Here is a 13,402-nt window from a genome sequence, read left to right on the forward strand (position 1 = left end):
CTGCTTTAAACTGTATGCCATTAGCAAGCCGCCCATAGAAAATGCATTAATGAATCTGCCTTTACGTTCCGCAGTCATCCTCGCCATCTTGGTGGGTTTATGCTTACCCGCCACCATCACCGGCTATATCGGGTTGCAGTACGAACAGCAAGCGGCCCAAAATCAAATCTCGCGTGACCAGCAACGTATCGCCGACGTACTGGCGCTAGGCATGCAAGAACCACTTTGGAATCTCGCGCCAGAATCCGCGCGCCCATTGCTCGACGCCTTAATGAGCGACGAGCGCACCGTCAGCATCACCATTAACGATCAAAAACTTGGGCCATTTTTATCGGCCAATCAGCCAGAGCGTAAAAAGGGCCATACCGCCTCGCTCTCGCGCCCAGTCATTAAACAAGGCACTACCATTGGCATCGCCACCGTTGAGTTTTCTGATGGCATCAGCACGCAGCACATCAAGCGTAAATTACAAATTTACTTACTCGCGGTCATCGTGCAAGTTGTTTTGAGCTTGGGCTTGATTTTATTCTTACTGAACTCGCGCATTTTACGGCCACTCAAAAAACTCACCGAGCAATCGCAACGACTGGCAGATCGTCAGCTCAATCAAGCATTTATCTGGCGTCGCCATGATGAGTTAGGGCATTTAGGCCAGTCTTTAGAAAGCACTCGGCAAGCCTTGCATGATTTAATTGGCACATTAGAGCAAAAAAATGTGCAGCTCGAAGCCGACCTAATTAGCCGCAAACAAATTGAATCCGCGCTGCGGGTGAGCCAAGATCGTTTTCGCCGCTTGGTGGAATCCACTCGTATTATTCCTTGGGATGCGCGCCCAGACGAATGGCGATTTACCTATGTTGGCCCGCAAGCCGAGCAACTACTAGGCTTTCCGATTGCGGTTTGGTATAGCGAAGCATTTTTAAGCAACTATCTACATCCTGATGATCGACACCTCGCCTATCCGCTATTTGCCGACAAAATGATGCTAGGCCAAACCTATGAATTTGAATGCCGATTACTCTCGGCCAGTGGCAAAGCCATTTGGGTGCATTTTTTTGCCACCGTGAGCCAAGATCAAAATGGCCAAGCGCACTTACAGGGCTTTTTATTTGACATCCAAGCCCGTAAACACAATGAGCAACAACTAGAACAATATCGCCACCATTTAGAAGAAGTCGTTGAAAACCGCTCTCGCGCCTTGGTCACCGTTAATCATGAACTAGAAATTTTAATGGCCTCGATCGCGCAAGACTTACGCTCACCACTAAAAACCATAGACGGCTTTAGCCAAGTTTTGATTGATGACTACCGCGAAAAACTCGACGGCAACGCCCGCAATTATCTGCTGCGCATTCGCAGCAGCACCCAAACCATGAGCAATCGCATCGATGATTTGCTGATGCTGCAAGAACTCTCGCGCAATGAATTACGGCAAGACGAGATCAATCTAAGTGAAATGGCCAACGATATTATGGAAGAGCTCAGCTTGCTGCAAACCGAGCGCGAAATCAGCCTTCACATCCAAGCAGAAATGATGGTCTTTGCTGATCGGCATTTAATGCGCATTGCGCTGTACAATTTTTTTGAAAATGCATGGCAATTTGCCAAGCCAGAGCAAGCGATTCACATTACATTTGCCTGCAATACCATCAACGGCCAGCCGGTGTTTTATATTGCCGACCAAGGTCTTGGTTTAGACCCTGAGCAATCGAAACGATTATTCACACCGTTTTTCCGCTCGCAACACGAGCCGCGCAGCTCGGGCATCGGCCTCACTGTCGTGCAGCGCATTATCAGCCGCCATAATGGCCATCTTTGGGTGAAGTCCAATCTAGGCGAAGGCGCGACCTTTTATTTTACCTTGCCAGACAGCCGCAATGCACAGTCGGCATAAATCACGCACAGAACGCTTGCAAAAAAGAACGATTGTTCTATAATAAGCCAACTCAATCTAATTCACTGGGAACCACTTCATGGACGACAATAAAAGCAAAGCGCTCACTGCCGCATTAGCGCAAATCGAACGTCAGTTTGGTAAAGGCGCCATCATGAAAATGGGCGACAATCAAATTGAAAGTGATCTGCAAGTCGTTTCAACTGGCTCACTCGGTCTTGACTTAGCATTGGGTGTCGGTGGTTTACCCCGTGGCCGTATCGTCGAAATTTTTGGCCCAGAATCATCTGGTAAAACCACGTTGTGCTTACATGTCGTGGCTGAAGTACAAAAACTCGGTGGTGTAGCTGCGTATATCGATGCCGAAAACGCGCTCGATCCTATCTACGCCCAAAAACTTGGTGTGAATGTCTCTGACATGCTGATCTCTCAGCCAGACACTGGCGAACAAGGCCTAGAAATTTGTGACATGCTGGTTCGCTCAGGTGGTGTAGACATCATTGTCATCGACTCAGTGGCAGCTCTTACCCCTAAAGCCGAAATCGAAGGCGAAATGGGCGATGTACACGTTGGCTTGCAAGCGCGCTTAATGAGCCAAGCACTGCGTAAACTCACCGGCAATATCAAGCGCACCAATACTTTGGTTATTTTCATTAACCAATTGCGCATGAAAATCGGCAATATGATGCCCGGCCAAAGCCCTGAAACCACCACCGGTGGTAATGCACTGAAATTTTATGCTTCAGTTCGTCTCGACATCCGCCGCATTGGCGCAGTCAAAAAAGGCGAAGACATCATTGGCAACCAAACCAAAGTTAAAGTGGCTAAAAACAAAGTAGCGCCACCATTTCGCGTGATCACCTTTGACATCATGTATGGCGAAGGGATTTCTCGTGAAGGCGAAATTATCGAGCAAGGCGTAACGCACAAAATCGTCGAAAAAGCCGGTGCTTGGTACAGTTATGGCGGCAATAAAATTGGTCAAGGTCTAGAAAACTCACGTCAATACCTGAAAGACAATCCTGAAGTGGCCGATGAAATCGCCCGCAAAGTCAGAGAAAAACTTAACGGTGCACCATTACCCATCGAAATGGATAATGGTGACGAACTAGGCGAATAAACTCGCAGCAAGCACGCCAATACAGCCTCACCCTTGGGTGGGGCTGTTGTTTTTAGCGCGCCAGCAAAGAGGATTTAAGAGTACATCATGGTTTCAATTCGCAATAAAGCGCTGCAATACCTTGGCCGGCGCGACCACTCCCGACAAGAGCTAGCGCAAAAATTAGCCATCGCTTATCCAGAAAGCAGCGCAGAAGAAATCAACGCCGTGCTGGATGACTTTATTGAGCGTGGCTGGCAATCGGACGCACGCTTTGCTGAACAATGGGTTTACTTTCGCAGCCAGCGCTATGGTCAACAAAGATTACGGCATGAACTGCAAGAAAAAGGCGTGAATTCCGAGCTGATTGCCGATGCTTTACTACAAGCTATCGATAATGAAATCGACACCGCACGGCAAGTGTGGCAAAAAAAATTCAAAGCAGCACCGATCGATCATCAAGCACGCGGCAAACAACTACGCTACCTCGCTAGCCGAGGATTTAGCCTAAACGTAATTTACCAAGTCGTGGGTGAGGCGGATGAGTTTGATGGGTATAACGATGACATCGATTCGATATAAAGCCTAGCGCTAGATACCCAAGCCACAACGCACTAGATTGGCCGTGATTGCACCGTGTGCGTACAATGCGTAGGTTCAAATCCACCGCATAAAAAACCATGTCTAACTCAACTGAATCGAACTATGTCGTCAACGCCCAGCAATTGGTTTGTGTGGCGAGCTTTTTAGCCAAAGAAGGCCATCAAACCGAGCTACTGGCCGCCCTTGCTGACCTGATTGCCGATACGCGCCGCGAAGCGGGCTGCATTCGTTACGAGCTCAATATCAGCCGCGATGAGCCACGGCGAATGACTTTTGTCGAAAAATTTGTCGACCTTGCCGCTTTTGAGCAGCATTGCGCCAAACCGGCCATTCAACATTATTTCCATCACATCATGCCGCAATGGGTGGAGTCGTATCAGGTGGAAACCTACCACCAAGTGATCGCCTAAATAAAAACCGCCATGCAACATCAATCGCATGGCGGTTTTTTAGGGGGCTTAAAATTTAGATTTGCACTTCAACCTGCTGGCCAACCACGCGGGCCGGATAGCTTTGAATCGAGCGCTCGGTGCTTTCATAGCAAACGCCATCACGTAAACGAAAACGCTGTTTTTTTAATGGACTGGCCACCCATAGCTCGCCATCGTGCTCGGCAATTAAACCGCGCGATAACACACTGGCCCCAGCAAACGGGTCAATATTATCCAGCGCAAACACTTGCTCATCGGCATACGGCCGAAAAATCGCCACCTGCCGCTCACCCACTAAGGCACACACCCCAGTACCGGGGATAATGGCTTTCAAATCACAGACTGCATTCCAATTCATTATTCTCTCCTTACGCTCGCCAATCAGGGCGAGGGCATCGCCCCAACTTCGGCATCGACGCCCCGCTGCTGCGCGAGATGTACCTTAAATAATCGGCTTAATCACGATGACCTTGCGCTCGTCCAATTGTGCTGGGCGAACTTGGTCGCGCGCCGGCACAAATTGCACATTCGGATCATGCGCTTCGCTATTAATAAAGTGGGCAAAACGCGCCAATTGATCGGCATCGCTCAACGTGGTTTGCCATTCGCACTGATACTGGCTGCGGATAGTCGCCAAATCGTTTTCTAATTGTTCGGCAATCCCAAGCTTATCGTCCACAATCACCGACCGCAGATAATCCACGCCGCCTTCCATGCTTAATAACCAGCTGGCCGTGCGTTGCAATTTATCGGCAGTTGTCACGTAAAACATCATAAAGCGATCAAGATAACGCAATAAAGTCTCACGGTCTAAATCCGACGCCAGTAAATCGGCATGGCGCGGCTTCATACCGCCATTACCGCACACATACAAATTCCAACCGGCGTCTGTGGCGATAATGCCGACGTCTTTACCCTGCGCTTCAGCGCATTCGCGAGTGCAACCGGACACGCCAAATTTCATTTTATGCGGCGTGCGTATCCCTTTGTAACGATGCTCAAGTTCAACGCCCAAACCTACGCTGTCTTGCACACCAAACCGGCACCAAGTGCTGCCGACACAGGTTTTCACCATCCGCAATGATTTGGCATAGGCTTGGCCAGTTTCAAACCCAGCATCAATTAAGCGGCCCCAAATCGCCGGCAAATCGCCTTTGTGCGCGCCAAACAAACCAATGCGCTGCGCGCCGGTTACTTTGGTATACAAGCCATAATCTTTAGCCACCGCCGCCAATGCCATCAAGCCTTCTGGCGTCACCTCGCCACCGGCCATACGCGGAATCACCGAATACGTACCGTCTTTTTGCATATTGCCTAAAAACACATCATTGGTGTCTTGCAACGGCGTATTGGCTGGCGAAAGCACATACTCACCCCAAGCACTGGCCAAAATCGAGCCAATCGTCGGTTTACACGTTTCACAGCCGTAGCCATGACCAAACTGAGCAATCGCCTCGTCAAAGGTTTTTACGCCAGCAACTTTAATCAGGTGGTACAAATCTTGGCGTGAATGCGGAAAATGCGCGCATAAATGATTTTTTACTTCCACGCCATTGCGCGCCAATTCAGCGTTGAGTACCTGACTAATCAACGGCACACAGCCGCCACAACCGGTACCGGCCCCCGTTTCAGCCTTAATCGCAGCTAGCGTGTGATGCCCCGCTGCGACGGCATCGGCAATTTTTTGTTTACTCACGTCAAAGCACGAGCAAATCACTGCCGATGCCGGCAAGGCATCCACGCCCAAAGCCGGTTTGGCCCCAGCATAAGCTGGCAAAATCAACGCGTCTGGATGCTCGGGCACCGGCATTGCATTGAGCATCATTTGCAATAATTGGCCGTAATCGTCCACATCACCAATCAGCACCGCGCCCAATAGCGTGCTGCCATCTTGTGAGACAACGATTTTTTTATAAATCCCAGCTTGATCGTCTTGGAATACATAGCTGTGGCAACCGGGTGTGCGCCCTTGCGCGTCACCAATACTGCCGACTGAAACACCTAATAATTTTAACTTGGCGCTCATATCGGCGCCGGTAAAGGCATTGTCACGGCCCAATAAATGATCGACCGCCACTTGCGCCATTTTGTAGCCCGGCGCCACCAGACCAAAATACTGCCCCTGCCATGCCGCGCATTCACCAACCGCATAAATATCGGCATTGGACGTTTGGCAGTGATCATTAATCACCACCCCGCCACGCTCGGCAACTTCCAGCTGACCATAGCGTGCCAAATTGTCTTGCGGGCGAATCCCTGTCGAGAACACAATCACATCGGCTTCTAAATGGCTACCATCGGCAAACACCAAGCGATGCGCGGCGTGTTGTCCGCCATGCATTTGAATATCTGTGGTGTTTTTACCGGTATGCACCGTTACACCCATCGCCGTAATTTTACGGCGCAACATTTCGCCACCCATACGATCGAGCTGCTCGGCCATCAACACCGGCGCATATTCAACCACGTGCGTTGCCAAACCCAAGGCTTTGAGCGCACCTGCGGCCTCAAGGCCTAATAAACCGCCACCAATCACCACCCCACTTTTGGCCGATTTGGCCGCGTCTTCAATGGCATCCAAATCATCAATGGTGCGATACACAAAGCATTCATGATGCGCGCTACCTTGAATTGGCGGCACCCATGGATACGAGCCCGTCGCCAGCACCAGCTTGTCATACGCGAGGGTTTGGCCTTTATTGGTCAATACCACTTTTTGCGCTGAATCGATATGCTTTACCGCTTCGCCAACGCAAACTTTAATGCCGTTTTTTTCAAAAAAGCCCGGTTTCACCAAAGACAAATCTTCATCAGTGTGGTGCGAAAAATAAGATGACAAATGCACTCGGTCATACGCCGTTCGCGATTCAGCACACAATACCGTGATGTCAAAATCAGCGGCATTGCCTTTATCGCACAGCTCTTCTAAAAACCGGTGTCCCACCATCCCGTTGCCCACGACAACGATACGCGTTTTCGTCATTTCTACTCCTCACACCCCATCATCGGGCGATTTCAATCCATCACAATCGACTCGCACAACGCTCTATCTGCGCTGTACATCTATTGGTGATGCTCAGATTATGTATTGATCATGGCTAAAGTATCGCGGCATTCCCTCTCCCTTGATGGGAGAGGGTTAGGGTGAGGGTGAAACTACGGAGTGCAGCTCAACACCCCCATCCCAGCCTTCCCCCATCAAGGGGGAAGGGGTTACAGTCGCGCCACTCAAGCATTGGCGATTTAACGTATCAACACCCAACTTGAACATCGTATATCTATTCGACGTATTGCCCGCTAAGCCAAAACACACATAGCCTAGATGGCAATACCTACTAGCAAGGCAGCTCAGCTTTGGGGCTAGCGTAATAACGCCAAGTCATCCACACGCAGCTCACATAAAAAGCAATAAACGCATACAAGGCTAATTCTGGCCCGCCGCTGGCTTGCATCGACAAACCAAAACTTTGCGGAATAAAGAAACCACCATACGCACCAATCGCACTAATAAAGCCTGCAGCTGCCGCTGATTCTTGCATCCCACCCAAACGCGCTGCTTTTTGTGCCGCTTCATCAGCGCCCTTGGCTTCACGCATTCTGAGTGTGGCAAAAATCGTTGGAATCATCTTATACGTCGAGCCATTGCCCAAACCGGCAAAGGTAAACAGCAATAAAAACATGGCAAAAAAGCCTGGCCATGAACCACCACTCAACTGCCCATCAGCACCTAATTCGGGTAAGAACGCCAACACGCCCAACACAGAAAATGCCATCGCCATAAACACACCCAGAGTAACCTTAGCACCGCCAATTTTGTCGGAAATAATACCGCCTACTGGCCGTATTAATGCCCCGATCAACGGTCCTAAAAAGGCATACTTCATGACGGCGACATCAGGAAACAAGGATTTAGTCAGCAAGGCAAATGCCCCTGCAAAGCCAATAAAACTGCCAAAAGTACCGATATACAACCAGCACATCAGCCAATTGTGTTTGCGGCGAAAAATCACCGCTTGCTGCGCAAACGACGAGCGCGCATCGGCAATATCATTCATGCCAAACCAAGCGGCAATCGACGCAATCGCAATCAATGGCACCCACATAAAGCCCGCGTTTTGTAGCCAAAGCGATTGCGCAGCACCGGCTTTAAGATAACTTTGCGCCTCACCACCAAAAGCGCCAAACAACGGCAAAGTGATCGCCAGCGGAATCAATAATTGCGCCAAAGAAACGCCCAAATTACCAAACCCGGCGTTTAAACCATTGGCTGAGCCTTTTTGCGCCGTCGGGAAAAAATAACCAATATTGGCCATCGAGCTAGCAAAGTTGCCGCTACCCAAACCGCAAAGCAGCGCAATCACCAATAGCTCGGTGTAAGTCGTAGTTGGATCTTGCACCGCAAAGCCCAACCACAGCGCCGGAATCAACAACAGCGCGGTTGAAATCGCCGTCCATTTACGCCCGCCAAATCGTGCCGGCATAAACGAATAAAAAATCCGCAGCGTGGCGCCCGACAATTGCGGCAACGCCGTTAACATAAACAACTGCTCTTTACTAAAATTAAACCCTGCCGAATTCAGATTGAGCGCCACCACACTCCACAGCACTGAAATCACAAAACCCAAAGTCAAACAAGGAATCGAAATCGCCAAATTGCGTTTGGCCACCGACTGACCTTGCTCTTGCCAAAACACCGGATTTTCCGGCTCCCAACGCGTTAACACCGCACTTTTTGTCATGATTTTTTTCCTTTCATTTGCCAGCCGCACCATTCAATCAGCGGTATGCGGCCAACTATACGGCAAAAAAAAAGCGCCCCAAGGGCGCCAAAAGCAAAAACCTACCACCAAAGCAATAGGGGTATTTCGTAGCAAAAACCAGTTATTCGCTCCAGCTAAGCAAATACCCGAATATGACCCCAGCATAAGCTCAGCACAGAGCTTGTTCCGTACAAAAACCCACCGCAAAGCCCTAACCCCATCGAGGTAGGCAGGAAATAATCACCAACATCCATTCGTTTGATTATGCGCAAACTCAAGACCGCAAAAATAATCTCGGCTCAGAATCAAAACCAAAAAATCAATCGTGCTCGGCCATTTGCGCGGATTCAATGACGCTCACCCCAGGCGCGGCGTTGAGTGCCGCGGCCAGCATGCTCGCGGCCACACGCTCAACCTTCACCGCCCGCCACGCCACTGGAATGCACGCCGCCAAATGCCGATTGAGCCATAAGCCGAATTCTTCCGCGCGGCGTCGATCAGGCCGCTCGCCAGCATCGAGCAAAGACGGCCGCACAATAATTAACGAGCCAAATCCCAAAGCACGTACATCGCGTTCAGCCTCGCCCTTGGTGCGCAGATACAAACCGCTAGCCTGTGCATTGGCGCCCAATGAAGAATTCAATACCAAGGTCGGTGTTGCTGCCTGATGCAAGCACTGGGCTGCCTGCAATACATAGTCGTAATCAACGCGCCGAAATGCCGCCGCCGAGCCAGCGATTTTGCGCGTGGTGCCCAGCGCACAAAGTGCCGCATCCACCTGCCACCATGCGGCGTCATTGGGTAGCGCGTTAAAGTCGACAATGGGATTTTGCAATTTAATATGCGCCGTTAAGGCGCGCCGTGTTGGCGCGATCACCCTTGCGACATCAGCGTGCGCCAAAGCCTGTTGCAATAATTGCTGACCAACCGCGCCGGTTGCCCCTAAAATCAAAAGCGTTTTTTGCACCAATCCAACCTCTATCACTCAAACTCACTGCCTCACAAACAAACCGCAGCGCCAAGGTTACAGCGCGGCGCTACCGGCGTTACCGGCATACCCAGCACTTGGACACCCCGTTTCGCACTCAGTTGCAAGATTAAGCGACCGGCTGTGATACCCGCGTTTTTTTGTTCGTTCCCGTACGGTTTACAGTAAAAAAATCAAACATAACAACACCGCGGTAATCGCCAACAAACCATAAAATAATAACTGCGCCTTTTGCTGCGTTTTTTTTGCTTGCTCTAACAACGGGCGGCTATGTTCTAAATGCTTTTTCTGTAAATCCATTGCCTCAAACTGTCTTTGTATTTGCAATTCTTGATTGGCTAATATTTTTTCTAGAATCGCGATGATATTTTTTTGCTCGGTATTTTCCATATCACTACTCCCCTTTGATTGCATATCGAATTAATGGCTTTAAAGCGCCCTAGGTTTTCTAGATCTACCCAGCTAACGCCGCCTGATTGCCCCAGTAGAGCCATAAAGAAAAAGACTATTTTTCTGCCACAGCAAAACCGGCGCTGCCCGGTGCGACGACGGAGACAAACACCAAAGGCACTTGGCCGGTATTTAAAGCACCATGCACTTGCCCAGGGTTTGCAATGGCAATATCTCCGGCCTTGAGATGAGCAACAATACCGCCGCCTTGGTAATAATCAGCCTCGCCGGAAATCACCGTCCACGTATCTTGGCCGTGCGGGTGAATATGGGCGGCGATGTCTTGCCCAGGATGGGCATGCCAAACCACCACCACTGCGTCTTTCGTTTCCTGCACCACAGAGCGTATGGGTTCGCCGTTTGAAGGGCGAACATATTCTGATACCGGAAAGATTCTTGATTGCATCGCCATCTCCAATCATCGAGCGGGTTTAAAAAAACCGTGACAAAAAAAGAGTATCAAGCCTGCGAACTGCAGCGTGATGACCGCTGCGCGGCATTAGTCAATGGACAACTTCACCGTCGCTAGCGCCCCTGCTTGGCATAAGAAATCACATCGCCAATTGAATGCGCATCCGGTGCATAGCGCGCCATGCACCAACCGGATGCGGAAACAATGGCTGCGGTGATCAAAAAAGGCAACGCAGTACGGCGAAGCGCAGTCTCAAGCCAATGCCGTGTTTCAAGCCCGCGAAGCCTGCGATAGAGGCTTGCCGATAACACACCGTCCACCACCAGTTCTGCAAAGAGTGCCGGCGCCGAGTAGATCATAAAAAGTGATGAAAACAGCATCGCCCCAACAAGAATCAAGGCTGCGAGCAAAATAGCGAAATCTTCCGATTCGGCGACACCACTAAGCGCTTCGCCAACGGCGCTAGCCGACTCATCGGTTGCCGGGACACTTGTCGATGACACATCAAACGAAGCACTCGCGCCCCCGCCGCCAAATTCGCCGCCATTACCGCAGTAGACCGCCCCTGAATGCTCTGAACCAGAAGGTGCCAGCGTTGAAAGATCAGGAAAATCGGCGTAGTTATCCGCTCGCACTTTTAGCCAGAGCCACAACAAAAACAGGAACATCAAGTACGCCACGCCAAACGCCGCGAGATACCTAAGCCACATTTCGACAAAGCCAGCGCGAAGCAACAGATAAGACGAGACAAAACCAGATGCACCAGTCAGCGTAACCAACAAGAACATGTGAAGCCGAGGGTAACTGCCTCGCTCAAGATGGCCTCGAACCCTTTGAATCTCATGGTGGCGATTAAACAAAGACAATCTGCTCATTGTGACGACCAAGGTTTAAATTCACAGCCCTGTGTGGCTTGATCGCGGCGCATCACTTGGCATAATGACTTAAGCATCAGCGTTTGGCCGTGGCCAGCGCCGCGCCGAAAAACATAAACGCGGTTGCAGCAAACTTGTTGATGATGCGACCGCCTCGCACGGATACCAGCCAACCCTTGGCTCGTTGAGCAAAAATGGCATAAAGACTATGAATGAAGACAACCAAAGCACTGTAAGTCAGCACTAGGGTTGCAAATTGCATTGAGTACCCTTGCTGTGGATCGATAAATTGTGGAAACACCGAGAGAAAGAAAAAAATCGCTTTTGGATTGGTCAGTTGCAAAGTAAGCCCGGCAAAAAAGCGCTGACTAAAACGAGCTTGGTGTGCCGACTGCTCAGCAAACTGAAAAGGCGGTGCGCGCCAAAGCCGAATACCGAGGTAAATCAGATAAGCAGCACCCATCCATTTAACCAAATTAAAAGCCAGCGCCGAGGCCGCAAATAGCGCCCCCAGACTGGTTGCAGAAATAGCGGCGACGACAAGCGCGCCAAACGCAATCCCAAGAATGCCACCAAACGTGCCGCGCAAGCCGTAGCGCAAAGCATTAGTCAGCGTCATGACAACGCCGGGGCCAGGGCTAAATACCGTAACGGTCGCCATTAGCAAAAAAAGCGAATAAAGCTTCATAAATAACCCCATGATACAAACCCAAAATACCCCTGCATTTAGGCGCATATCTTTGTTTGTGGCTGACGATGGATGTTACCCCCGGATTGCAATGGCGTTCAATCATGCCAACGGCATTGCGCCTGAATGCACACACCAAAAAGGCTTATCACTTCGCTTTTATTTCTGTGCAAGAAATAAAAAACCCACCCTTGTTATTCCCACAAGGGTGAGTTGATTATTTTTTACTCAAGACCTACAAGCCGCATTGGTATTGGGTTTGATCGGGTTATCTACCATTTATCCACAACGTTAACCTCAGAACTTGTGGATTTAAAATATTCATCTAGCGCGAATTAGAGTGGCGTATTTACCGGATGAGCTTGGCGCTAGATTCAGCCCCAACCGCACACCAGACGGATTGCACTCAAGCCAAATGCCTTTGTCACGCGGCTTGTTTACGCTCACCGCGATCGTCCACCCCCGCCGCCCAAACTTTAGCCATCAAATGCAAATGACCGACGACATGGGCCGCTATTTCAGCGGGCGGTGCGCCATTTTTTGCGCTCAAAATGTGGGTAATCGGGTGTTTTCCAGCGCCCGCCCCAAGCCAAACCAAGGCGCTCGCCAATCGGGCCGAGGCATAAATAAAAAGCCAACTCGCGGGCGGTATTGCCCTGCAGATATTTGCCGTTTTCAAACACCCCCACATCCAGCGCCTCGGCGTCGCCATGCGCGGTGTCGGCCAAATCGGTATTGTGCGCGCTGTGCGTTACCCACGTGACCTTACGCCCGGGCTTAGTTCTCCCTTGCGCGTACAAGGCATTTTGCTCAGATTGCGGCCGCCAAGTGCAAACCAAACGCACCGCAAGCGCCGGATTTTGCTGCTGCAAAGCGGCATTGGCCTCTGCCACCAACTGCTCAGCCAACACACGAATACTGACATGCAAATCTTTGAGATCGCGACTCGACATGATTTATCCCTATCAAAAAAGGCCAAATCAATGAATCAATCAACGCTGGCGGATTTACCGTCGTTAATTTGGCTGGCCGGATTTTTTTAAATAGCAGTCAAAACCATTACTTGCCAAGTTGCGCGCAACAAACGCCACAGCCCTACACCAACTCGAATCCACCATCCACCGCCGCTATGTCAACATACTCCAAGATTACAAACTCAAGATGCTCAAGCTAAAACGAATCGAAACCATCGCCGCCTATCA

The 13,402-nt window shown here is 50.3% G+C and carries 13 protein-coding genes; 4 read left to right on the top strand and 9 right to left on the bottom strand.

What is annotated here, in order from left to right; all coding sequences use genetic code 11:
- Window positions 1-49: 49 nt before the first annotated feature.
- The 4 genes from HQN60_RS15425 to HQN60_RS15440 all read left to right on the top strand — a co-directional run bounded on the left by HQN60_RS15425 (window position 50) and on the right by HQN60_RS15440 (window position 4,006).
- On the top strand, window positions 50-1,894 hold the full coding sequence (locus tag HQN60_RS15425) for an ATP-binding protein (RefSeq protein WP_173534500.1): 1,845 nt from the start codon (window positions 50-52) through the stop codon (window positions 1,892-1,894).
- Between the two features lie 79 nt (window positions 1,895-1,973).
- Window positions 1,974-3,014 carry a recombinase RecA gene (gene recA / locus HQN60_RS15430; protein WP_173534501.1) on the top strand — a complete coding sequence of 347 codons (1,041 nt, stop codon included), beginning with the start codon at window positions 1,974-1,976 and terminating at the stop codon, window positions 3,012-3,014.
- Between the two features lie 87 nt (window positions 3,015-3,101).
- A complete protein-coding gene (recX, locus tag HQN60_RS15435; RefSeq protein ID WP_173534502.1) occupies window positions 3,102-3,575 on the top strand; it encodes a recombination regulator RecX in 474 nt (157 codons plus the stop codon).
- Window positions 3,576-3,673: 98 nt separating this feature from the next.
- Window positions 3,674-4,006 (top strand): putative quinol monooxygenase, encoded by a 333-nt coding sequence (locus tag HQN60_RS15440; RefSeq protein ID WP_173534503.1) that lies wholly within the window; start codon window positions 3,674-3,676, stop codon window positions 4,004-4,006.
- Between the two features lie 55 nt (window positions 4,007-4,061).
- Here HQN60_RS15440 and nirD read toward each other — a convergent pair whose 3' ends face one another.
- The 9 genes from nirD to HQN60_RS15485 all read right to left on the bottom strand — a co-directional run bounded on the left by nirD (window position 4,062) and on the right by HQN60_RS15485 (window position 13,153).
- Complete coding sequence (gene nirD / locus HQN60_RS15445) at window positions 4,062-4,385, bottom strand: nitrite reductase small subunit NirD (RefSeq protein ID WP_173534504.1); 324 nt, start codon at window positions 4,383-4,385, stop codon at window positions 4,062-4,064.
- Between the two features lie 84 nt (window positions 4,386-4,469).
- Window positions 4,470-7,010, bottom strand: coding sequence for a nitrite reductase large subunit NirB (gene nirB, locus HQN60_RS15450; protein ID WP_173534505.1), 2,541 nt, complete (start codon window positions 7,008-7,010; stop codon window positions 4,470-4,472).
- Window positions 7,011-7,362: 352 nt separating this feature from the next.
- Window positions 7,363-8,766, bottom strand: a complete 1,404-nt coding sequence (locus tag HQN60_RS15455) for an MFS transporter (RefSeq protein ID WP_173534506.1) — start codon at window positions 8,764-8,766, stop codon at window positions 7,363-7,365.
- Between the two features lie 340 nt (window positions 8,767-9,106).
- On the bottom strand, window positions 9,107-9,754 hold the full coding sequence (locus HQN60_RS15460; protein ID WP_217390170.1) for an NAD(P)H-binding protein: 648 nt from the start codon (window positions 9,752-9,754) through the stop codon (window positions 9,107-9,109).
- 180 nt (window positions 9,755-9,934) lie between these two features.
- Entirely contained in the window at window positions 9,935-10,165 is a 231-nt protein-coding gene (locus tag HQN60_RS15465; protein ID WP_173534507.1) for a hypothetical protein, read from the bottom strand.
- A gap of 115 nt (window positions 10,166-10,280) precedes the next feature.
- Complete coding sequence (locus HQN60_RS15470; RefSeq protein ID WP_264757836.1) at window positions 10,281-10,631, bottom strand: cupin domain-containing protein; 351 nt, start codon at window positions 10,629-10,631, stop codon at window positions 10,281-10,283.
- A 119-nt stretch (window positions 10,632-10,750) separates the two neighbouring features.
- The gene (locus HQN60_RS15475) at window positions 10,751-11,425 is read right to left on the bottom strand and encodes a hypothetical protein (RefSeq protein WP_173534509.1); all 675 of its coding nucleotides are present in this window, start codon (window positions 11,423-11,425) and stop codon (window positions 10,751-10,753) included.
- A 163-nt stretch (window positions 11,426-11,588) separates the two neighbouring features.
- Window positions 11,589-12,200, bottom strand: coding sequence for a LysE family translocator (locus HQN60_RS15480; RefSeq protein ID WP_173534510.1), 612 nt, complete (start codon window positions 12,198-12,200; stop codon window positions 11,589-11,591).
- 518 nt (window positions 12,201-12,718) lie between these two features.
- Window positions 12,719-13,153 (bottom strand): M15 family metallopeptidase, encoded by a 435-nt coding sequence (locus HQN60_RS15485; RefSeq protein ID WP_173534511.1) that lies wholly within the window; start codon window positions 13,151-13,153, stop codon window positions 12,719-12,721.
- Window positions 13,154-13,402 lie beyond the last annotated feature (249 nt).

The organism is Deefgea piscis, assembly GCF_013284055.1.
Taxonomy (GTDB): domain Bacteria; phylum Pseudomonadota; class Gammaproteobacteria; order Burkholderiales; family Chitinibacteraceae; genus Deefgea; species Deefgea piscis.

Excerpts from the sequence above, each read along its gene's own strand:
- HQN60_RS15425 (WP_173534500.1), top strand. The coding sequence starts at position 50 with ATGAATCTGCCTTTACGTTCCGCAGTCATCCTCGCCATCTTGGTGGGT.
- recA (WP_173534501.1), top strand. The coding sequence starts at position 1,974 with ATGGACGACAATAAAAGCAAAGCGCTCACTGCCGCATTAGCGCAAATC.
- recX (WP_173534502.1), top strand. The coding sequence starts at position 3,102 with ATGGTTTCAATTCGCAATAAAGCGCTGCAATACCTTGGCCGGCGCGAC.
- HQN60_RS15440 (WP_173534503.1), top strand. The coding sequence starts at position 3,674 with ATGTCTAACTCAACTGAATCGAACTATGTCGTCAACGCCCAGCAATTG.
- nirD (WP_173534504.1), bottom strand. The coding sequence starts at position 4,385 with ATGAATTGGAATGCAGTCTGTGATTTGAAAGCCATTATCCCCGGTACT.
- nirB (WP_173534505.1), bottom strand. The coding sequence starts at position 7,010 with ATGACGAAAACGCGTATCGTTGTCGTGGGCAACGGGATGGTGGGACAC.
- HQN60_RS15455 (WP_173534506.1), bottom strand. The coding sequence starts at position 8,766 with ATGACAAAAAGTGCGGTGTTAACGCGTTGGGAGCCGGAAAATCCGGTG.
- HQN60_RS15465 (WP_173534507.1), bottom strand. The coding sequence starts at position 10,165 with ATGGAAAATACCGAGCAAAAAAATATCATCGCGATTCTAGAAAAAATA.
- HQN60_RS15470 (WP_264757836.1), bottom strand. The coding sequence starts at position 10,631 with ATGCAATCAAGAATCTTTCCGGTATCAGAATATGTTCGCCCTTCAAAC.
- HQN60_RS15475 (WP_173534509.1), bottom strand. The coding sequence starts at position 11,425 with ATGTTCTTGTTGGTTACGCTGACTGGTGCATCTGGTTTTGTCTCGTCT.
- HQN60_RS15480 (WP_173534510.1), bottom strand. The coding sequence starts at position 12,200 with ATGAAGCTTTATTCGCTTTTTTTGCTAATGGCGACCGTTACGGTATTT.
- HQN60_RS15485 (WP_173534511.1), bottom strand. The coding sequence starts at position 13,153 with ATGTCGAGTCGCGATCTCAAAGATTTGCATGTCAGTATTCGTGTGTTG.